We start from the raw sequence: 24,150 nt of genomic DNA, 5'->3' as shown, positions 1-24,150 counted from the left end.
TTCCCATTCCGAACAGAGAAGTTAAGCCCGATTGCGCAGATGGTACTGCATAACTGTGGGAGAGTATGTCGCCGCCTTCTTTTTGAAAACCTCTATCATTTATTTGATAGAGGTTTTTTGTTTTATATCAAGTTTAGGAAAATTGAGTAAAAATTATCTGAACAGATGTGTATGCCTTAAGTTTACTATATATAGCGCTAATGATAGTGAATAACCATAGTCAAACGTTATTATCTATTTGAAAACGTTATCCAAATTGCGGATAGTTTATAATTTTATTTATTGAAAGTGGTGTTCTTTTATAAGGTTGCGTGAGTGATAGTAGCGGCATCCTTTTCTTCTTTTCTTAAAAAAGAAAAGATATAGCGGATAGCACGACCCTTGGGGCACGCCATAAAAATTATACTAAGTATTGGTAGTGAAAATAATTAAGTTCTAGAGTGTCTGATGAGTTTACGAGAGTCTTGTAAAAAAAAGTAGTAATCTATTTAATTAGATATACTCTAGTACTCTTTCTAAAGCCATTCCACGTGAACCTTTTATTAAAATTGTATTATTTGAAAAATGATTTTCATTAAGAAAGACAACAAATGATTCAAAGTCTTTATAAAAGAAGTGGTTACTTTTACTGTTTTTATTTAAGTAAAAATCTTTTCCAATAAAATGACAAATTGTTTCTTCTTCACTTTTTAAATATTCGACTATAGATTTGTGTTCTTCTATACTTTCATTACCTAATTCAAACATATCACCAATAATAATTACTTTATTGTTTTTTTCTAGTTGTATAAAATTTTCTAATGCTACTAACATGCTACTAGGATTTGCATTATAGGCGTCTAAAATGATTTCATTTGTGTTTTTTGAGAGTAATTGAGAACGATTGTTGTCGGGAATATAACTTTCTATCGAGTTCTTTATATCTTCATCAGAAACCCCAAAATAATGCCCAATTGTTATAGATGCATTTATATTATTTGCATTATAAAGTCCAATTAAATGTGATTGTATCACTGAATTATTGAAATGAATGTTGACAAACGGATTTGCAGTAATGCTTTTTATAAAAACATTTGCTTTGTCCATTTCAGTGCTAAATGTTATTCTATTTATGTCTCTAGTTTTTTCTTCTTGTATTTTATCATCAATATTTACAAAAACTTTTTTATCATTAAATCTAATGTAGTCATACATTTCGCTTTTGCCTTTTATTACTCCTTCAACACCTCCAAATCCCTCTAAATGTGCTTTTCCAAAATTTGTAATATATCCAAAATCTGGATTTGTAATTTCACATAAAAATTGAATTTCTTTTTGATGATTAGCACCCATTTCAACAATTCCAATTTCAGTTTCACTATTGAAAGATAAAATTGTTAAAGGAACTCCTATGTGATTGTTTAAATTTCCTAATGTGGCTTTGGTTTTATATTTTTTTGATAGTACAGCTTGTATTAGTTCTTTAGTTGTAGTTTTTCCATTGCTACCGGTTAAAGCTATTATGGGTAGTTTTAGATAGTTTCTGTGATATTTTGCTAATTCTTGTAAAGCAACTAAACTATTTTGTACAATAATAGTTCTATGATCGATGTAATAATCCGGATTGTCAATTATAGCGTATATAGCACCTTTTTCTATTGCTTCTTTTGCAAATGTATTAGCATCATATTTTTCACCTTTTATAGCAACAAAAAATGATTTTTGTTTTACTTTTCTTGTGTCTATTACAATATCATTTGATAGTAAAAAAAGCTTGTGGATATCTTTTATGTCCATATTAAGAAATGAATTGAAAACAAAAAGCCCTAATTAAAGGGCTTTTTTGTTTAATGTATAAATGTATTATCTTTTCTTTTTGTTTCTAGCTGATTTTTTTGAATCAGATTTTGGTCCAACTCTAGACATTGCACATCTAAATCCGATATAGTCTGTAGCCATATCTTGAGGGAAATATCTTCTTTGTGCAGGATCTAACCAATATGCTCTGTCTCTCCAAGAACCACCTTTATATACTCTAACATCATCATTCACTAAAGTTGTTCTTTTGCTTGACTTGTCAAATTTACGAATCATGTTTCCAATACTGTCTGTAGATACATTGTGTTTTGGAGAATCATACATTCTTTGTTCGTCTTTTAACTTGCCATCGCCTTCTTCTGATGAACCGAAATCAAAATATCTAGTAGATTGTTTATCACCATCTCTATAATTTCTGTGGTCGCTTTTGTCAAAGTTTTGTCTCAAATAAGTTTCTTTTTCATCAACAGGTACTTGAGCAATTTGCCCAATAAAGTTTCTTGCCATAACTCTACCATTTGGTAAAGTATCAAATTTTTGAGTTTCTTGAGTAACTAATTCAACTTTTCCGTCTTCGCCGATTTTATTTTTAGTGTAAACGTTACCTCTAAAGTAGTTGAAATCATTTGCTTCATCATCAATTATTGGTCTGTAAACGTCAGCAACCCATTCAGAAACGTTACCCGCCATATCATAAAGACCAAAATCGTTAGGAGGATATGATTTAACTTTATTTGTAATATCTGCACCATCATCAGACCATCCAGCTATACCACCATAATCTCCTTTTCCTTGTTTGAAGTTTGCTAACTGGTCACCTTTAATTTGTCTTTTTCCAGAACGAGTATAACTTCCAGACCATGGATATTTCTTTTGACCTTTGTAAATGTTATATTCTCTTTGGCCTACATCAGCAGCTGCAGCATATTCCCATTCTGCTTCTGTTGGTAGTCGGTACTCTGGTAAAATTAGACCTGAAGTTCTTTGTGCGTAAACGTTTTTAGCACCACTATTTCCATTTGCATTAGCAGTTCCACCACCAGCACCAGCTGCGCCATTGCTTTTAGCGCCACCTTTTTGTCCTTTTTGTAAAACAATTTCTTGATTTCCACCATAAGTTTTAGTAGGAGCAGCTAGATAAGTTTCTGTGTCAAATGTAGCATCAGCTTTTACATCTACAACTTTTGAATCTTTTTTCAAAAATCTTTGTTGTTCTAATATAGATTCATTTACTCTATTTGTTCTCCACTTAGCAAATTCGGTTGCTTGAATCCAGTTAACACCTACTACAGGATATTCAGCATATGCTGGATGTCTTAAATAGTTATTTGTCATAGTTTCGTTGTAACCTAATCTATTTCTCCACACTAAAGTATCAGGCGAAGCACCTTCATAGATATTTTTATAATTGTCTTCTTCTGGAGGAAATACTCTTTTTAACCAATCTAAATACTCCATGTACATAAGGTTGGTTACTTCGGTTTCATCCATATAAAAAGACTGAACGTGCTGTTGATTTGGTGTATTGTTCCAATCATGCATTGGATCATCTTGAACTTTACCCATTGTAAAAGTTCCACCTTCAACTAACACTAATCCTGGGCCAGTTGCTTGCTTTTTAAATTTAGAAGCATACTGAAATCCACCTTTTTTGTCGTTAATTTTCCATCCAGTGGCTTTTGATCCACCTTTAGAATTCGATTTTTTGCTACAACTTGATACACTAGCCATTAATGCTAGTACAAGTAACAACCTGATTGCCATAAATTTGTTTACTTTCATACTCTTAGTAGGTAATAAATTTTCGAGGCGCAATATAAGAATTAACCTTGAAATTGCAACATCTTTTTTAATAATAGTAAAAATTATTTTTTCTTGAACTATTTATTAACGTTAACTTGTGTTTATTATTGTATTTCAAATATTAATTTTATTTTTACATTCAGTAATATTTGAAAAATAATTGCGTTACTATGTACTATGAAAAAGATTTATTTTTATTTATTTCTATTTAGCGGTGTTTTGGTTTTTGCACAGCAAAGTAAAAATATAAGTATCGATTGGATTGATAAAACTAATTATTCGTTCGGCGAATATAAAGTTAATGTTCCTGTTTTTAAAACAGATAGCTATGATTTTGATTTTGCAAAGAAAGAAATTGTTTTCACAAGTAAAGTAGAAGTTAGTGATTTAATTGATGAAAATTCTTTGATGATTTCTGATATTGTCTATGAAGCAATTCTAGAAAGTCAACTAGGAGATTTAAAAAAAGAAAATATTAAAAATTCTATTTCAGCATCATTGAAAAATGTTATTGCTCGAGATAAAAAATATGTTGTCTTGCAATTTTATCCAATTATTAAAGATGGAATTGGTTATAAAAAGGTAAAATCATTTACTTATACGTATAACATTTCTTCTGTTTCTAATAAAACTAATTTTCTTCAAAATCAATTTAGTATTTCAAATTCTGTTTTATCTAGCGGAAAATGGAGTCGTTTTTATGTAGAAAAATCTGGTGTTTACAAATTATCTAAGTCGTTTCTTTCTAGTTTAGGATTTGATATGAATTCTGTAAATCCAACTAAAATTAAGATTTATGGAAATGGTGGACGAATGCTTCCTTTGTCAAATGCTCAATATTATCCAGATGACTTAGAGGAAAATGCCATTCAAGTTATTGGAGAACAAGATGGTTCTTTTGGTAATGATGATTATATCTTGTTTTATGCAGAAGGAGTTGATAATTGGAGTCAAGAAAATGAAACACATTTAAATTTATATTCTGATAGGTCTTATTACTATGTAAATGTTGTTGGAGATGATGGGAAAAGGATAAGTTTAATGTCTCAACCTTCGGCTGGGTTCACTTTAAATTTGACCACGTTTGATGATTATCAATTTCACGAGGTTGATTTGACTAATATTGGTAGGTTAGGCAGGGTTTGGTTTGGTGAAAACTTCAATATAGAAGACGAGCAAACATTCGATTTTAACTTTCCAAATATTGTTACAAGTTCTCCAGCAAAAGTAACTGTTCATACTGGAGGAAATTCTTTCGTTGATACCTCATTTTCAATAGCTGTAAACGCGCTAAATATTGGAACAATAAATTTGCCAGAAGTTGATTTGAATTCTGGAACAGAGGCTTCTCACGGTTCTTTAGTTTCCAACGTGCCAGGAGCTTCAAATTTTAATGTTAAACTTACCTACAATAATAATGGTGTTCCAACTTCTAAAGGTTACTTAGATTATATAAGTATTTCATGTAAAAGTAATTTAACGGGTTTTGGTAAACAATTTAGATTTACATACAATAATGCGCCGCTGCAAACTGGTGTTGTACAATATCAGATTTCAAATGCAACTGGAATTTCTCAAATATGGGATATTACCGATATTTATAATGTTACTTCTGTTAAAAATACAAATCAAAGTAGTTTTTCTTTCAAATCTAATTTAGGAGTTGAAAAAAAATATATTGCTATTGACGAATCAGATTTGTATACTCCACTTAAAGAAAATAACACATCGGTTACAAATCAAGATTTAAAAGGTACAATATTTAACAATGCTCAAGGAAATTTTGAAGACATAGATTACCTTATCATTACACCAAGATCAATAAATGCACAAGCAGAAAAATTAGCCAACTTTCATAGGAGTTATTCTAATTTGAATGTTAAAGTAGTAAATCTAGATGATATTTATCAAGAATTTGGAGGTGGTAAACAAGATATTGGAGCTATCAGGAATTTTGTAAAGTATGTATATCATAATGCTTCTTCACCAAGTCAAAGGGTTAAGTATTTGAATTTATTTGGTGATGCATCATTTGATTTTAAAGACAGAATTCCGAATAACACAAACGTGGTGCCAATTTATCATGCTACAAATAGTTATTATTCTGGTGAATTGTCTTTTGCTTCAGATGACTTTTTTGCGTTAATGGATACAAACGAAGGTGATCCATTATATTCTTTTGGTGCGGATATTGCAGTTGGAAGAATGTTAGTTTCATCTGTTCAACAAGCAGAGGAAATGGTAAACAAGGTTATTGAGTATCATGATATAAAATCTTATGGTAGTTGGAGAAATAACTATGTTGCTATATCTGATGATTCTGATAAGGTCTCGGACGTTTCACTTCAAGAAAAACAAAATAATTTAACAGATGTAATTAATGCTCAAAAGCCATTCATAAATTTCAAAAAGATATTGTTAGATGCTTATCAACAACAAACTTCAGCTGGTGGTGATCGATATCCTCAAGCCAATGAAGATATCATAAATGCTTTTGAAAAAGGAGCATTAGTTTTTAATTATTTAGGTCATGGTGGTGAAGACGGTTTAACAGGTGAAAGAATCTGGGATAAATTCGATGGTTATGATTTTAATAATCGTTTCAGATATCCTTTATTTATTACAATCACTTGTGAGTTTTCGAGATTTGATAATCCATATCGCCCAACTGCAGGAGAATATACTTATTGGAATCCAAAAGGCGGTGCTATTTCTATGATTACTACAATTAGGTCGATTGGGCAATATAATGCCGAAATATTTAATGATATTTTGGCTGAGAAACTGTTTTCTTATGGGTCTAATCAATATGTTTCAATTGCAGAAGCATTGCGACTTGCCAAAGGTTCAAGTAATAACAATTCTTCAACCAGAGTAATAGCATATCTTGGTGATCCCGCATTAATGCTTTCTATTCCAAAGCCAAAAGTTGTTTTGACAAAAGTAAATGATGTTTCAATTACCCAACCTATTGATGATTTAAAAGCATTGAGTTATGTTAAATTATCAGGCGAAGTTCAAGATGATAATGGAAATTTACTTTCTTCTTATAATGGTGAGTTGGCTGTAAATGTTTTTGATAAGAATTACAATAAGTCAACTTTTAATAATGATGGATATAGTCCTGTAATGAGTTTTGTTAATCTTGGCGAAACTATTTTTAGAGGAAATGCTTCTGTAAATAATGGTAAATTTGAGTTTGGATTTGTTGTTCCAAGAGATATTAAAATTCCACTAGGAAATGGTAGAGTGAGTTTTTATGCTAAAAGAGATCAAATTCTTTTGGATAAAACAGGTTATAATTTAGACATAAAAGTTGGAGGCATTAATACTAATGCGGTTGCAGATAATACTCCGCCAAGAGTTCGTTTGTATATGAATGATGAAAGTTTTGTGAATGGTGGAATAACAAATGAATCGCCTTTCTTTTTGGCTTTTGTTGAAGATGAACATGGAATCAATACAGCAAGTGGAATTGGTCATGATATTGTAGCAATTTTAGATGGTGATGAAACCAGACCATTTATTTTAAACGATTATTATGAAACGGAACTGAACGATTATACCAAAGGTAAAATAAGATTTCCTTTCAGGAATTTGTCAAAAGGATTGCATACAATTGTTTTTAAAGCTTGGGATGTTTACAATAATTTCATTTCAGCAGAAATACAGTTTATAGTTGCCGATAGTGGTGATATTACGTTGACTAATGTATTAAATTATCCAAATCCATTCGTGAGTTACACTCAGTTTTGGTTCAATCATAACAAACCTTTTGAGCCATTAGAAGTACAAGTTCAAGTCATGACAATTACCGGAAAAGTGGTAAAAACAATTAATCAAACTGTTACTACAGAAGGATTTTTATCAAGAGAAATTACTTGGGATGGTAAAGATGATTTTGGAGATAAAATTGGAAAAGGAGTTTATATTTATAAGTTGACTGTTCGGTCTACTGTTTCAAACAATAAGTCAGAAAAAATAGAAAAACTTGTTATACTTTAAGAAAATGCTATATTTGTTAAATAATAATATTATAAAAATGAAATCGGAAATTCAAAAAAGCACAAAAAATATTTTTAAAAGCTTGATTAATAATTTACTATTAATAGTATTACTTATTTTTTCAATTCAAAACATAAATGCACAAGATAGAGTAATTACTACAGGTGTGCCATTTTTATTAGTAGCAGCAGATGCAAGAGCTGCTGGTATGGCAGATCAGGGTGTTGCTACTTCTGCAGATGCTTATTCTCAGCAATGGAATCCAGCAAAATATGCTTTTGCATTAGATAAACAAGGTTTCGCAGTAAGCTATACACCTTATTTAACGGCGTTAGTGAATGATATTTCGTTAGGACAAGTTAACTATTACAATAGAATTAATGAAAAAAGTGCCTTTGCAGGAAGTTTACGTTTTTTTAGCTTGGGTGAAATCGAATTAAGACAAAATTTTGATGACCCTGCAAATGTTGTTAAACCAAATGAATTAGCTCTTGATGGTTCGTATTCATTGAAACTTAGCGAACATTTCAGTATGGCAGTTGGAGGTCGATACATACGATCAAATTTGAAAATTGCAGATGTAAATACTGACGCAGTCCCTGGAAGCACTTTTGCAGTTGACGTGGCAGGTTTCTATCAATCTGAAGAAATTGCTTTTAACGAATTTAATGGAAGATATCGTTTGGGTTTCAATTTTCAAAATATGGGACCAAAAATAAGTTATGACAATACACAGAATGATATTTCTTCTAACTTTTTACCAGCCAATATGCGTTTAGGAGGAGGCTTTGATTTTATATTAGATGAATACAATAAAGTAGGTGTAAGTGTAGAATTTGCTAAGCTTCTTGTTCCTACACCTCAAGAGCCAAAACTAATTGATATTGATGGAGATGGAACAATATCTCAACAAGAAGAAAATACCGCTAGAGATTTAAATAATGAAAATTATAAAAAAATCAACTGGGTTTCGGGAATGTTTAAATCATTTAATGATGCTCCAGGTGGATTCTCAGAAGAATTAAAAGAGTTTACTTATTCAGCTGGTTTAGAGTATTCTTATCAAGATTCATTTGCCATGAGATTAGGTTATTTTAATGAAAGTCCTTTAAAAGGTGCTAGAAGATTCTTTTCACTTGGTGCTGGATTCAAATATAATGTAGTTAAGGTAGATGTTTCTTATTTATTTTCTGCTTCAAAAGTTAAAAACCCATTAGAAAACACATTACGTTTTTCACTTACATTTAATTTTGGTGATAAATACGATGAATATTAAAAAGTAATGAATTAAATAACAATCCAAATTTCTTAATCGAAGTTTGGATTTTTTTTCCTCTATAAATAATGAAAGAAATAAACATTAACACCACTATTTCGGTTTTCAACGGAATCAATGAATTACCAAGCGAGATTCAAACATTAATGAATCAAGCTATTGAAACACGTAAAAATGCATATGCACCATATTCTAAATTTAGAGTTGGAGCAGCAATATTGTTAGATAATGGTAAAATAGTTTTAGGTTCCAATCAAGAAAACGCGGCTTATCCTTCTGGTTTATGTGCTGAACGTGTAGCAATTTTTCAAGCTGGAGCTATTTATCCAAATGCAAAAATTGTGAAATTAGCAATAACAGCAGCATCGGATTCTAATCCTACCTTATCACCAATTCCACCATGTGGCGCATGTCGACAATCCATTGCTGAATATGAATTTAAACAAGAGACTCCAATTGAAATCTATTTTATGGGCGAATCTGGAGAAGTTTATAAGTCAAATTCTATAAATAATTTATTGCCGCTTTCGTTTGACAAAACATCCTTGTAAGCTATAACGATATAGTTGATATTTAAGAATAAACAGTTATTAAAAAATGCTATTTTAATTCTGAATTATTTTTACTTCTACTATCAATATCTTACTTTTGCAATTCGCAAATTTGATAATTCACAATTTGTGATACGATTACAATACATTTAATCAACGTAATTCATTAAAAAATGAAACCAATTACAAAGGAAACTTACCTTCAATGGTACGAAGAAATGCAGTTTTGGAGAAAATTTGAAGACAAATTAGCCGCTGTATATATTCAACAAAAAGTTAGAGGATTTTTACATTTATATAATGGTCAAGAAGCAGTTCTTGCTGGAGCAATCCATGCAATGGACTTGTCTAAAGACAAAATGATTACAGCTTATCGTAATCACGTTCAGCCAATCGCAATGGGTGTTGATCCTAAAAAAGTAATGGCAGAACTTTACGGAAAAGTAACAGGAACATCAAAAGGAATGGGTGGTTCTATGCACATTTTCTCTAAAGAACATGGTTTTTATGGTGGTCACGGTATTGTGGGTGCACAAATTCCAGTTGGAGCAGGAATGGCTTTTGCTGATAAATATTTTGAAACAGGTGGTGTAACTTTAACCTATTTTGGTGATGGTGCTGCACGTCAAGGTTCCCTTCACGAAGCTTTTAACATGGCTATGAATTGGAAACTTCCAGTAGTTTTCATTTGTGAAAACAATGGATATGCAATGGGAACTTCTGTTGAAAGAACGGCAAATCACACAGATATTTGGAAACTTGGTTTAGGTTATGAAATGCCATGCGGACCAGTTGACGGAATGAATCCTGTGAAAGTTGCTGAAGCTATGCAAGAAGCAATTGACAGAGCTCGTCGTGGTGACGGACCTACATTTTTAGAAATGAAAACATACCGTTATAGAGGTCACTCTATGTCGGATGCTCAATTATACAGAACAAAAGAAGAGGTTGAAGAATATAAAAAAATTGACCCAATTACTCAAGTTCTTGACATCATAAAGGAGAAAAAATACGCAACTGATGCTGAAATTGAAGCAATGGATCAACGAGTAAAAGACTTAGTTGACGAATGCGAAAAGTTTGCAGAAGAATCTCCTTTCCCAGAAGTACAACAACTTTACGATGTAGTGTACGAACAAGAAAATTATCCTTTCATTCCTCATAGACTATAATTATGGCAACAGTAATAAACATGCCTCGTTTGAGCGATACTATGACAGAAGGAACTGTTGCAACATGGCTTAAAAAAGTAGGTGACACAATAAAAGAAGGTGATATTTTAGCTGAAATCGAAACTGATAAAGCTACAATGGAATTCGAATCGTTCAATTCAGGTGTTTTACTACACATCGGAATTGAAGCAGGTCAAACTGCTCCAGTTGATTCATTATTAGCCATCATCGGAAAAGAAGGCGAAGATATTTCTGCTTTATTAGCAGGTGGTGCTCCGGCTCCAAAAGCTGAAGCTACTCCAGCTATTGAAACTCCTGCGGCTTCTGCTCCTTCAGTAGCTGTAGCAATTCCTACAGGTGTAAAAGTTATAACAATGCCACGTTTAAGTGATACAATGACAACAGGAACTGTAGCGACTTGGTTAAAAAAAGTAGGAGACACTGTGAAAGAAGGTGACATGCTTGCTGAAATTGAAACCGATAAAGCAACAATGGAATTCGAATCCTTCAATGCAGGAACTTTATTATACATTGGAATTCAAGAAGGTGGATCTGCACCAGTTGACAGCGTTTTAGCAATCATCGGACCGGCAGGAACTGATATTACAGGAATAGCTGAAAACTATTCAAAAGGTGGTGAAGCACCAGTAGTTGCAAAAACTGAAACTGCTGCTCCAGTTGTCGCGTCTCAATCAACTCAAGAAACAACAGCTTCAGATAACGGAAGAATTTTCGCTTCTCCATTAGCAAAACAAATAGCTAAAGATAAAGGAATCAGTCTTTCTCAAGTAAAAGGTTCAGGTGAAAACGGAAGAATCGTTAAAAGTGATGTAGAAAACTTTACAGCTTCGGCTCCAGTTGCTGCAACACAAACGACTTCACAACCAGAAGCACAAGCAACTCCAGCTGCAAAACTATTTGTTCCTGCAGGCGAAGTTGTTACAGAAGAAATTAAAAATTCGCAAATGCGAAAAATCATTGCTAAACGTTTAGCTGAATCTTTATTCACAGCACCACACTACAATTTAACCATTGAAGTAAGCATGGATGAAGCAATGAAATCAAGAGCAATGATTAATTCTGTGCCAGATACCAAAGTATCATTCAACGACATGGTAATCAAAGCTTGCGCAATGGCATTGAAAAAACATCCAAAAATCAATTCGCAATGGAAAGAAGATGCAATTACCATCAATCACCACGTGAATATCGGTGTTGCAGTAGCTGTTGAAGACGGATTAGTAGTTCCTGTTTTACGTTTTACCGATGCAATGAGTTTGTCTCAAATCGGAGGAAGTGTAAGAGATTTAGCAGGAAGAGCCAAAACAAAAAAATTACTTCCAAACGAAATGGAAGGAAGTACATTTACCGTTTCAAATCTTGGAATGTTTGGTATAGTTGAATTCAATTCTATCATCAACCAACCAAATTCGGCTATCCTTTCAGTTGGTGCTATTATCGAAAAACCAGTTGTTAAAAATGGTCAAATCGTTGTTGGAAACACAATGATGTTATCATTAGCATGCGATCACAGAACAATTGATGGTGCAACAGGAGCACAATTTTTACAAACATTAAAACTGTTTATCGAAAATCCAGTGACGATGTTAGCTTAGCCAAAAGTGATATAAATATAAGTCCCGTTCAGTAATGAGCGGGATTTTTTATTTTGAAGCGAATGGTTCGGGCATTTTAGGTTTCCATATTCCTGCTTTCCGTTCTACTTCGTGCCACTCCAATCAGGGCTAATTAGGTAATGTATTGAATAGAAATCAGAGTAAAAAAACGCTATTATTTCTTATTCTTTTCCTCAATCCATTTACTCATATACTTTGTACTAGAAACTAAATGATGTTGCAAAATAGAACCAATAAAATTATTATTTCGATGTTGCTTTAAATTATCCAAAATCGATTCAAATTCAGCAATAAAATCCTTTTCAAAAAGTGTTTTTTTGTAACGTTTATCTAAAATCTCAAATCCATTTTCCTGACACTGTTGCCATAAGTTTTCATCTTCATAAAGTCGAACAGCTACATCTACAAAATCATTTGGATTGTCTTTCACAAAACCATTCCACTCAAAATCTCCAGACATAGCTTCCGCACCGATTGCAGATGTAACACTTGGAGTTCCGCATTGCATCGCTTCAAGTAATTTACCTTTAATTCCGGCACCAAAACGAATCGGTGCTAAAACAACTTTAGCGTTTTTTATAACTTCTAAAGCATCATCTGCTCTTCCTTTAATATAGAAATTTTGTTTAGGCTTATTTAATTCCAAAACTTTTTGTGAAGGATAAGCTCCATAAATCAAAATTTTAGCATCAGGTAATTTCTTATTTAATAGAGGCCAAATTATTTCAGATAAATATTTTACACAATCCCAATTTGGTTCATGCAAAAAGTTTCCAATAAAAACAAAATCATTACGTTCATTAAATGTTGGAACATCATTTAATTTTTCAGCAAAAATTGGTAAATAATAAATCAATTCCTTTGAAATAGTAAACTGCTTTTGAAGTAATTCCATTTCAAATTCCGATACCATCAAGGACAAATCACAACGTAAAATACTCGCAATTTCCCTCTTAGCAACATCCGAAAACAAATCTTCCGAAGTAAATTTACGATTTTCTTTAACTGCTAGCTGTCTTGCTTGTCGCATAGAATGTAAATCCTCTGTATTTAGTATTTTCAAAGCATTTGGACAACTTTCTGAAACACGCCAACCAAATTGTTCTTCCACCATAAATCGATCAAACAAAACGATATTTGGATTCAACTCTATAACAAAATTATCAAAACTTGAAGAATTTAATTCAATAGTTTTTGCAGTAACTCCTATAACTGAAATATCTTCTGAAAATTCTAAATTCTGTGCTGTACTTGCAAAAGTTATTTCATAACCATTTGCTTGAAACAATTCTATTAATTGCATCATTCTACTTCCTGCCGCAGAAGATTTTGGTTCAGGCCAAACAAAGCCAATAATTAATAAAGTTTTAGATTTTAGCATAATATCAAATACAATTACAAAGAAAAGATTTAATTTTACAACAAATTAAAATTATACAAAAATGTTAGGTCTAAAATTAAAAACCGACCCAAGATGGGTTACAATAGTTGAATCAAACATTGAAGAAATTCTAACCGACCATGCTTGGTGCGAACAAAAAGCAGCAACAAACATTATTACAATCATAACCTATAATTCAGAACATGAAGAATTAGTTACTGATTTGTTGGAAATAGCTAAAGAAGAATTAGAACACTTCCAAATGGTTCACAACATAATTAAGGAGCGCGGATTAAAATTAGGTAGAGAAAGAAAAGACCACTATGTAAACGAACTTTTCAAATTCATGAAAAAAGATGGAAGTAGAAATGATTCTTTTATAGACAGATTATTGTTTTCAGCAATGATTGAAGCCAGAAGTTGTGAAAGATTTAAAGTATTATCTCAAAATATTGAAGATAAAAAACTAGCAGAATTCTACAGAGAATTAATGATAAGTGAAGCAGGTCATTATACAACTTTTCTAAAATTTGCTAGAAAATACACAGAAAAAGTTGATGTTGACAAACGTTGGGCAGAATGGCTAGAATTTGAAGGAGAACTAATCAGCAATTACGGAAAATCAGAAACGGTTCACGGTTAATCAAATGCCATCATAAAATAATATAAAAAAACTCCTTAGTTGTCTAAGGAGTTTTTTTTATAAACTATATTGATTCGTTATTCAACTTTAATAATTTTAACTATAAATATAAAGTACTTTACTTATTCCATGATCTCATTATGTCTTTTTTAAGACTGAAATATAGTTATATATATTAGATAAGTAATCAATATCTTATCAAAAAGAAATAAATAAAATCATTTGAAAATATGTATGATAATAATATTTAATCTTATTTTGTAATGAATTGTAATGAATATTCTTTACTATTTTAGCCAATCTTTTAAATAAAATAGGTTAAGTATGAAAAAAAATATTTATTTCACATTAATTCTTTTGATAAGTTATTATTGTAGTTTTTCTCAAGTTTTTTCAAATTCTACTGTCAGTGCCGCAGGTTCTTGGAATGGTTCATTAACAAAAACTATAACAGTTTCTGGTCTTCCAAACTTAAATGCAAATATTTTTGAGTTAGTACAAGTAAACCTTCACATGGGCGATGATGGTAATACAAGAAATTACAATACCTACAGAATAACTTTAACTAAAGGAACTACTAGTATAGATTTGGTTTCAACTGGTGGTTTGCCAAATTCTTTTGTTAAACAAATTAATACGAAGTTTAGATACAATACTTATTTAAGAAGACTTTTTGAGCATGGTGGAACCGCTGAACCATTTAGTATTGGTTACTATCGTTCCCAAGATAATTTCACAGGATTCAATGGTATTGATCCAAATGGTGTTTGGACAGTAACTATAACAGAAACATCAACAGCAACTGGTGGACGATTTAACAGAGTAGATTTAGTATTCAAGTCACCATTCACTGTTCAAGATTATACAACACTTAATAGTTATGATAATTGTTCTACTCCTTATTGTTTAGGTTCAGCTGAGATTATAGTTGCATCTAATAATGGTTTCACCAATCAACCAGGAGATATGTACAATCCAAACACTGCTTCTTGTAGTTGGAATGCTGCCCAAAACAATTCTGCTTGGTTTAAGTTCAGAGCTGCGCAGTCTTCTGTAGGAATAACCATATCTGCTATTACTGGTAATTTACAGATTTTAGCAATAAATGCAGGTGCTGATAACAATCCTTGTACACCAACAGATAATACTATTCTAAATGGAGGTTGTCCTGCATTAAGTAGCAATGATACTTATTCTTCGCCTCAATATACAAATGGTTCTACAAAAAATAATCAACTTAATTTAAGTGGATTAACAATTGGAAATTTTTATTATTTCATAGTTGATGGCTCAGGAGCATCAGTTTCTCCTTTTTATATAGAAACAGTTGGTGCTTCATTAGATTGTTCTAATTGTGTACTTAATGCCACATTAGCTAGTAATTCCCCAGTTTGTGCCAACGGAACATTGAATTTAACATGTAATGATGGCACAAGTTGGTCTTGGACAGGGCCTAATGGTTTTACTAGTAGTAGTCAAAATCCAACATTGAACAATGTCACATCTTTGGCATCTGGTACTTATGTAGTTGCTATTACTGACAATAATGGTTGTACAGACACTAAATCAATAGATGTGGTTGTAAATTCTTCTGTAGTTCCTACTTTTAACACTCCAAGTCCTGTTTGTGTTGGTTCAACTTTAAATCCACTTCCAACAACATCAAATAATGGAATTCAAGGAACGTGGAGTCCTGCTTTAAACAACACAACAACTACAACATATACCTTTACGCCAGATGCTGGTCAATGTGCATCAACAACTACGCTAAGCATAACTGTTAATAATTGTGATTTTGGGGCATATGCTACTGCAATATGGATGGATGATTGTACAGATGTAGGAAATGGTAAATTTTACAATACTACTGGAGCTGGAGTTGATTTAATTAATCAAGAGCCTGGTAATACTTTTATAAAAGATTTTGGAGTACATGTTCAAAACTCTTCAACTTTAATTTTGAGAGGTTCAGAAGTAAAAACTTATAAAAATCTAACCACTAATGTATGTGGTGCCAAAATGTATTATCGTTATTATTTAAATTCAGGAACTGGAGGTGCATTTACTTCAAGAAATTTATCTTTTTTTAGTGATTGCAATACTGGTACAAGTGAGTTTATTATTGGAGGTGGTCCTTGTGCTCTAGGTCAGCAAAAATGGCAATGTGTATCCCAACCTGGATGCGATGCTCCAATAAATTTAACCAACGTTCCGCCTGGAGATTATATACTTGAAGTATACTATGATGTAACTGGAGATTTTAATTCTACCTCTCAATGTGATGATACTATTATTTTGAATAACGGAGGTACTAATTATAAAGCTAATTTTAGCATAATTGCAGAGCCAACAATAAGCAGTTCTAATCCAACAACTTGTAATGGTACAAATGGAAGTATTACAATTTCAGGTTTAACAGCAAATGAAGTATATGCACTAAGCTATAATTTTAATTCATCACCGATTGGACCAAATAACTTAACTTCTAATGCTATTGGACAAATTATCATTCCTAATTTAGGCATTGGTACCTATTCTAATTTTAGTTTTGTAATTAATAGTTGTAATACGACCTTACCTTCAAGTATCTCATTACAAAATCCAATAATTACTCCGGTTTTTAGCACTCCGAACCCATTTTGTTTTGGTGAAACTATTCCTGCAACTGTTTTACCTTCTACTTCAAATAATGGGATTACAGGGAATTGGACGCCAGCTATAAACAATACAACAACCACAACCTATACTTTTACTCCTGATGTTGGACAATGCGCAACTATTACAAATATTACAGTTGTTGTTAATCCAGAAATTACAGGTGGAATAAATACAAATCCAAATACAATTTGTAGCGCAAGTTCATCAGGCTGTACGCCAACAGGGACAAAAGTAGTTATAAATGAAGTAATGCATTTTCCATTAACGGCTCAAGGATTAGTTGCTAATGGTGCAGAATACATTGAGCTTTACAATCCAACATGTTCTCCAGTAGATTTATCTTGTTATACCATTGCAACAGCAGCAAGACCAAATTCAAATCCTGGAAGTACTCTTTCAAGAGGAGGAACAATACTAATTCCTTCAGGTACTATTCTTGCTCCAAAAGCGCATTATGTAATTGGAACTTCTACTGCTTCTTCAAATCTTGCAAACATTGATTACAATACCACTTTGACGTCTAACTATTGTATTATCAATCAATTTGTATTAGCCAATGGTGACGGTTGGGTTGCTCTCAACGATGGGAATGGAACTCCAGTAGATGCCATTTATTGGACAGTAGGCGCTAATGAAAGCTCAAAAATAACAACAGATGATGATTTAGATGATGCACCCTGCATTCCTTCTTCACTTGGATTATGTAATACAAATAGTTTGTCATTATTGTCTGCTAAAGCTATTTATCAATTGAATCCAACGTTAATCAATTATGTTGGACAAACTACATTACAAGGATTAAGTTCAACAGGAAATACATTTAGTAGAATACCTGACGGTGGAGCATGGCAAAGAGACATTCCAGGAAGTATTAATTTGATAAATTGTAATAATGGAATTTGTGATACACCACCTACTTCTACATGCAACGGAAGTGCAACAGTTAGTGTTACAACAGGTTCTGGGAATTATAGTTATTTATGGAACGATCCTCAAGCTCAAACTTCGGCAACAGCTATCAATTTATGTGCAGGAAATTATTGTGTCGTCGTAACCGATTTGGATACTAATTGTACGCAGCAATTTTGTGTCACTGTGATTGATAACATTCCAAATGTAACACCAACATTCAGTTTTGGAACGTCTTTAAGTATTTGTTCAGGTGGAGTTGTGCCAACATTGCCAAATACATCAGGAAACTCAATCACAGGAACATGGTCACCTAGTTCAGTAAGTAATACAAATAACGGAACTTATACTTTTACACCAGATGCTGGACAATGTGCAACTACCACAACTTTTACAGTTACGATAACTCCACAAACAACACCAACATTTGGTTTTGGAACTTCATCAACGATTTGTTCAGGTGGAGTTGTGCCAACATTGCCAAATACATCTGGAAACTCAATTACAGGAGCCTGGTCGCCAAGTTCAGTAAGTAATACAAATAACGGAACTTACACTTTTACACCAGATGCTGGACAATGTGCAACTACAACAACTTTTGCAGTTACGATAACTCCACAAACAACACCAACATTCAGTTTTGGAACTTCATTAAGTATTTGTTCAGGTGGAGTAGTTCCAACATTACCAAATACATCTGGAAACTCAATAACAGGAACCTGGTCGCCAAGTTCAGTAAGTAATACTAATAACGGAACTTACACTTTTACACCTGATGCTGGACAATGTGCAACAACCACAACTTTTGCAGTTACGATAACTCCACAAACAACACCAACATTTAGTTTTGCAACTTCATTAAGTATTTGTTCAGGTGGAGTAGTTCCAACATTACCAAATACATCTGGAAACTCAATAACAGGTACCTGGTCGCCAAGTTCAGTAAGTAATACAAATAACGGAACTTACACATTTACACCAGATGCTGGACAATGTGCAACAACCACAACTTTTGCAGTTACAATAACTCCACAAACAACACCAACATTTAGTTTTGGAACTTCATTAAGTATTTGTTCAGGAGGAGTAGTTCCAACTTTACCAAATACATCAGGAAACTCAATAACAGGAACCTGGTCGCCAAGTTCAGTAAGTAATACAAATAACGGAACTTACACTTTTACACCAGATGCTGGACAATGTGCAACAACCACAACTTTTGCAGTTACGATAACTCCACAAACAACACCAACATTTAGTTTTGGAACTTCATTAAGTATTTGTTCAGGTGGAGCGGTGCCTACATTACCAAATACATCGTCAAACTCTGTAACAGGTACTTGGTCGCCAAGTACAGTAAGTAATACAAATAACGGAACTTACACTTTTACACCAGATGCTGGACAATGTGCAACAACTACAACTTTTGTAGTTACTATAACTCCACAAACAACTCCAACATTTGGTTTTGGAACAAGTTTGACAGCTTGTCAAGGAAATGTTTCAGCACAAGTATTGCTACCAACATTATCAAATAATTCAATTTCCGGAACTTGGAATCCATCTACAATAGATTATGCAATACTTGGACAGACAATTTATACTTTCACACCAAACAGTGGACAATGTTCACTAAATACAACATTAACGGTTACAATTAATCCAATTCCTCAGTTTACAATATCTGGTGGATGTGATGGCGAAAATTATGTTTTGAATGTTGTTCAACAAAATCAAAATATTAACTCAATTGAATGGTTTTATAATAATGTAATGATTGGTCAAGGGAATTCAATTGTGATAACAAATGAAGGTACTTATACTGCAGTAGCAACTAACTCAGATAATTGTAATAATAATGCTCAATTTGTTGTTGTAAATGATTTTTGTTCAATTCAAAAAGGGATTTCTGTTAATGATGATGGATTTAATGATGTTTTTGAATTGTCAAATCTAGGTGTTAAATATTTACAAATTTTCAACAGATATGGTATGAAAGTATATTCAAAAAGTAATTATACAAACGAATGGGGTGGAAAGTCTGATAATGGAGACGAACTTCCAGATGGTACTTATTATTATGTAATTGACAGAAATAATGGAGAAGCCATAACGGGTTGGATTTATATCAATAGAACACAATAACCCTTTGTATAATTTGTATTCAAAATCAAACAAACACAAAATGAAGAAACTATATTTCATTGCTATATTGACTTTAGTAATTAACGAGTTAAAAGCGCAGCAAGATCCAAATTACACGCAATACATGTATAATATGAGTGTTGTAAATCCGGCATATGCTGGTTCAAAAGAAGGTTTGTCAGGAGGATTGCTGTATAGATCACAATGGGTTGGAATAGAAGGAGTGCCAACAACAGGCACCTTCTTTATCCATAGTCCTGTTGGTAGAAATGTTGGTCTGGGTCTTTCTGTAATTTCAGATAAGGTTGGTCCTGTTCAAGAAAATAATATTTATGGAGATTTCTCATATACTTTAAGTTTAGGTGGTGAACATAAATTAGCTTTCGGTTTAAAAGCTGGAACTACGTTGCATAAAATTGATTTTGCAAGAATTTATCCAACACTGCCTAATCCTACTATAAACGATCCGTTTTATGCTGCAAACCCAAGTAGTACTTTTTTAAATATTGGTTCTGGAGTTTTTTATTATACCAATAAATATTACGTTGCATTTTCTGTTCCAAATATTTTAAAATCAAAGTATTTAGATTTTAACGGAAGACAATATGGTACCGAAGTTATTCATTATTTCTTAACTGGAGGATATGTGTTTGATTTGAATCCGAATTTAAAATTCAAACCTTTTGCTATGATAAAATCATCAGTTAACGCACCAACATCTTTTGATGTTTCAACTAACTTTATGTTTTATGATAAGTTAGAGTTAGGAGCAACTTATAGATTGGAAGACTCTTTTGGAGCTATGGTGAATTTTGCTATTACACCAAGTTTAAGAATCGGATATGCATATGATAACATTGTATCTGATTTAAGGGCAGTAGCGCCAGCTTCTCATGAGTTTATGATATTATTTGATTTGAATTTCTCTAAAAAAGTATCACGTTCACCAAGATATTTCTAACCTTATAAGATACCAAAAAAATGAAAAATCTATATGTAGCCATTACTTTTGTAGCCATTAGTTTTAATGTATCTGCACAAAATGCAGCAACCAAAGCAGCTGATAAATTATTCAATAGATTTGAATATCTTGATGCTGCTAAAGAATATCTAAAGTTAGTTGATAACGGAAAAGCAGATGTTTATGTTTACAAACAATTAGCTGATACTTATTACAACATGTTTAATTCAACTGAAGCGGTTAAATGGTATGCCAAAGCAATAGAGACCAATCAAGATGCTGAGACATATTTTCGTTATGCTCAAATGTTGAAAGCTAGTAATAAATATGAAGAAGCGAACAAACAAATGCAAAAATTTGCTTCACTTTCACCAAATGATAATCGTGCTAAAGCTTTCAAAGAAAACCCTAATTATATTCCAAGATTACTTGAAAAATCAAAAATATATGATGTGAAATCATCGGATATTAGCAGTGATAAATCAGATTTTGGGGCAGTACTTTATGACAACATTTTGTATTTTGCTAGTGCTAGAAATGGTGCGCGAAAAAACTATGGTTGGACAGATGAACCTTTTTTAGATATTTACAAAGCAGATTTTAACAAAGACGGAACTATTATCAATCCTACAACAGTTTCTGAATTGAATTCAAAATGGCATGATGGTCCAGTTACAATAAGTACTGATGGAAATACTATGTATTTTGCAAGTGAAAGTTTTAAAGAAAAAATATCTGAAAAAGACAAAAAGGCTAACACTAAATTAAGTCAAATATATTTATTCAAAGCGGTTAAAAATGCTGGTGTATGGGGAGAAATTACGCCATTATCAATTAATGACAAAACCTATTCTACTAGTAATCCAAGTCTAAGTAGAGATGGCAAAACATTATACTTTTCTTCCAACAGACCAGGAAGTATTGGTGGAATTGATATTTGGAAAGTAGTTGTGAATGCAGATGGTTCTTTTGGTGAGCCCAAAAACTTAGGTAACAATGTAAATACTGAAGGAAATGAGAGTTTTCCTTTTATTGCAGATGATAATAAAACTTTGTTTTTTGCATCAAGTGGAAGACAAGGCTTGGGAGGATTAGATGTTTACCAAATTGATCTAACAAATGGAGAAGCTACAAATCTAGGAAAACCTATAAATACAGAGAAGGATGATTTTGCTTTCACATTTAACGAAAGTAAAAAAGTTGGTTTCTTGTCAAGTAACAGAAATGGAAATGATGATATCTATGTAGTAAACCAGGTTTGTAGCGTTGATGTCAATATCGTGGTTACTAATGCAAAAACTGGTGAAACACTCACAAATGCTAGTGTTTCTATTTTAGATGAGAAAAAAAATGTAATTGCAACTGAAGTGTCTAATGCAAAAGGCGAGGTGAATTATAAAGTAGAGTGTGATAAAGTTTATTTGATACAAACTTCAAAAGATGGTTTCGAAGGCAATATCTTTACAGTAACTAAAAGTAAAGGGCCAACGTACAAAATGGATGCTCCGTTGCAACCAATAGATGTTATTGTAACAGAAACTGAGATTATTTTAAAACCAATTTATTTTGAATTTGACAAGAGTAACATCACTCAAGAAGGCGCCTTTGAGTTAGATAAGTTGATTCAAGTTATGAAAAATAATGATAAAATGGTCATTATGGCTAAATCACATACCGATAACAGAGGTAGTAATGAATACAATTTATCATTATCAGATAGAAGAGCAAAATCTACGGTTCAATATATTATTTCTAAAGGCATAGATGCTAGCAGAATATCTGGAAAAGGAATGGGAGAATTAGAGCCAATAGTTAATTGTGGTAATGCATGTACTGAAGAGCAAAATATATTAAACAGACGTTCAGAATTTTTGATTGTTAAGTAATAAAAATAAAACTATATTTGTTTTTTAAAGATAATAATAAACATTTATGACATTTAAACAGTTTTATTTACTTGGTTTATTTGGAATTACTTTTTCAATAGCTTCTTATTTATATCTTTTATGGTATTCTCATTCGAAAAAAAGTAGACAAAATATACAATTTAAACACATAAATCAAGGATTGTTGTTTGTAATATTTGCTATTTTTTCATGGTCGGTTGTTGCCTTATATAAAATTTTTGATTTAAAAGAGTTTACATTATCCTATATAATAAATGACAGGATATTATCCTCTATGAATAATCTTTTTCTTTTTTTGAGTTTAGCATTTTTTCCAATTAAAAAGAAAAATAGGTTTACTCTATATTTTGTTAAAAAAGAAAAGTGGGTAATAAATGTTTTTATTGTTTTTTCACTTGTAATTTGTTTTTTTACAATAACTGACAAAATTGGTGATAGTTTTAATTTTCTGTCGAGGCTGATTATAGTTGGATTAGATTCAATATTTTCCATAGTTTGTATAGCGTCAATAGGTTATATGCTTAGTCATTCCTATAAGGAGTTAGGTTTTGGGAAATGGATGTTAACCTATATTGCGATAGTGATATCTATGTTTTCATTAACGCAAATATTATTGCCATTGTCAAAAATGCTTCCAGGGGCATTAAGTCTTTTTTATCCTTACTTTTTAGCTTTTTTTATAATTTGTCTATCGCAGTTTGTTTTTCTAATTGCTACTTACTATTCTGTTTTGTATTTTTCATTAACTAATAAGTCTTCTTTGGAAAATAATATTACAAAAGATAAGAATACAAATTCTCAAGAGATAGCTGAGGTTTTAAAAGTTGAAATAGGCTATAATCAATATAAAAAACTATTTTATTTGACTTTAACATTTATAGATGAGTTTCAAAAAGAGTATACCGAAACAAATGAAAATTCTAAATTATTGCAGCCTTTATTATATTGGATGCTATTTTCTTATGCTAAGAAGCAAAATGTTATGCTAACTAATCAAGATATGGCAATTGCAAAATTTAGAATGGTAGATTATTGGAATAAAGAAAGTGATTTTAAGTTAACCCAAGAGTTGTTATTTTTCAATGAAAGTGGACATTTTGAATTAAAAATAAATGAGAAAAATATAAGAATAAACGATATGATTTTCTTAAAATCAAAATTGTCATTTAAAGATATATTTAAAAAGTATTTTATTTGTTTTGTTCCTACTGATGTAAAAACAGCACAACAATTATATAATAAGAAAAACGCAGATAAATATTTATTAGAACATTTTGAAGGTTTTTATTCCAATATTTCTGAATA

The 24,150-nt window shown here is 31.9% G+C and carries 13 protein-coding genes; 10 read left to right on the top strand and 3 right to left on the bottom strand.

Annotation, left to right across the window (positions count from 1 at the left end; translation table 11 throughout):
* Positions 1–492 precede the first annotated feature (492 nt).
* Positions 493–1,776, bottom strand: a complete 1,284-nt coding sequence (gene murF, locus ACIQ06_RS14665) for a UDP-N-acetylmuramoyl-tripeptide--D-alanyl-D-alanine ligase (RefSeq protein WP_396147605.1) — start codon at positions 1,774–1,776, stop codon at positions 493–495.
* Between the two features lie 66 nt (positions 1,777–1,842).
* A complete protein-coding gene (gene gldJ / locus ACIQ06_RS14660; protein ID WP_344817356.1) occupies positions 1,843–3,579 on the bottom strand; it encodes a gliding motility lipoprotein GldJ in 1,737 nt (578 codons plus the stop codon).
* A 198-nt stretch (positions 3,580–3,777) separates the two neighbouring features.
* Here gldJ and porU point away from each other — a divergent pair, with 198 nt between their 5' ends.
* The 5 genes from porU to ACIQ06_RS14635 all read left to right on the top strand — a co-directional run bounded on the left by porU (position 3,778) and on the right by ACIQ06_RS14635 (position 12,220).
* Entirely contained in the window at positions 3,778–7,605 is a 3,828-nt protein-coding gene (gene porU / locus ACIQ06_RS14655; protein WP_396147603.1) for a type IX secretion system sortase PorU, read from the top strand.
* Between the two features lie 37 nt (positions 7,606–7,642).
* Positions 7,643–8,881 carry a type IX secretion system outer membrane channel protein PorV gene (gene porV / locus ACIQ06_RS14650; RefSeq protein ID WP_396147600.1) on the top strand — a complete coding sequence of 413 codons (1,239 nt, stop codon included), beginning with the start codon at positions 7,643–7,645 and terminating at the stop codon, positions 8,879–8,881.
* 68 nt (positions 8,882–8,949) lie between these two features.
* Complete coding sequence (gene cdd, locus ACIQ06_RS14645) at positions 8,950–9,432, top strand: cytidine deaminase (RefSeq protein WP_396147598.1); 483 nt, start codon at positions 8,950–8,952, stop codon at positions 9,430–9,432.
* Between the two features lie 173 nt (positions 9,433–9,605).
* Positions 9,606–10,604, top strand: coding sequence for a pyruvate dehydrogenase (acetyl-transferring) E1 component subunit alpha (gene pdhA, locus ACIQ06_RS14640; protein WP_298178646.1), 999 nt, complete (start codon positions 9,606–9,608; stop codon positions 10,602–10,604).
* Positions 10,605–10,606: 2 nt separating this feature from the next.
* Complete coding sequence (locus ACIQ06_RS14635) at positions 10,607–12,220, top strand: 2-oxo acid dehydrogenase subunit E2 (RefSeq protein ID WP_396147596.1); 1,614 nt, start codon at positions 10,607–10,609, stop codon at positions 12,218–12,220.
* A 175-nt stretch (positions 12,221–12,395) separates the two neighbouring features.
* Here the strand turns inward: ACIQ06_RS14635 and ACIQ06_RS14630 are convergent, their stop codons facing one another.
* Positions 12,396–13,622: a glycosyltransferase family 4 protein gene (locus ACIQ06_RS14630; protein WP_396147594.1), complete on the bottom strand. Its 1,227-nt coding sequence runs from the start codon at positions 13,620–13,622 to the stop codon at positions 12,396–12,398.
* 61 nt (positions 13,623–13,683) lie between these two features.
* On the opposite strand from ACIQ06_RS14630, the gene ACIQ06_RS14625 reads away from it, so the two are divergent.
* From ACIQ06_RS14625 to ACIQ06_RS14605, 5 genes are all read left to right on the top strand, one after another.
* Entirely contained in the window at positions 13,684–14,265 is a 582-nt protein-coding gene (locus ACIQ06_RS14625) for a tRNA-(ms[2]io[6]A)-hydroxylase (protein ID WP_396147592.1), read from the top strand.
* Positions 14,266–14,589: 324 nt separating this feature from the next.
* Positions 14,590–19,977: a gliding motility-associated C-terminal domain-containing protein gene (locus tag ACIQ06_RS14620; RefSeq protein ID WP_396147590.1), complete on the top strand. Its 5,388-nt coding sequence runs from the start codon at positions 14,590–14,592 to the stop codon at positions 19,975–19,977.
* Positions 19,978–20,017: 40 nt separating this feature from the next.
* Positions 20,018–20,938, top strand: coding sequence for a type IX secretion system membrane protein PorP/SprF (locus ACIQ06_RS14615; RefSeq protein ID WP_345092137.1), 921 nt, complete (start codon positions 20,018–20,020; stop codon positions 20,936–20,938).
* Between the two features lie 20 nt (positions 20,939–20,958).
* Positions 20,959–22,824 (top strand): OmpA family protein, encoded by a 1,866-nt coding sequence (locus ACIQ06_RS14610; protein ID WP_396147588.1) that lies wholly within the window; start codon positions 20,959–20,961, stop codon positions 22,822–22,824.
* A 538-nt stretch (positions 22,825–23,362) separates the two neighbouring features.
* Positions 23,363–24,150, top strand: a 788-nt coding sequence (locus ACIQ06_RS14605; RefSeq protein WP_396147586.1) for a hypothetical protein, incomplete at its 3' end; no start/stop codon positions are given.

This window comes from Flavobacterium sp. (genome assembly GCF_044341265.1).
Taxonomy (GTDB): domain Bacteria; phylum Bacteroidota; class Bacteroidia; order Flavobacteriales; family Flavobacteriaceae; genus Flavobacterium.
Note: the sequence above shows the minus strand (reverse complement) of the source record. Positions and strands in the feature narration are given on the sequence as shown.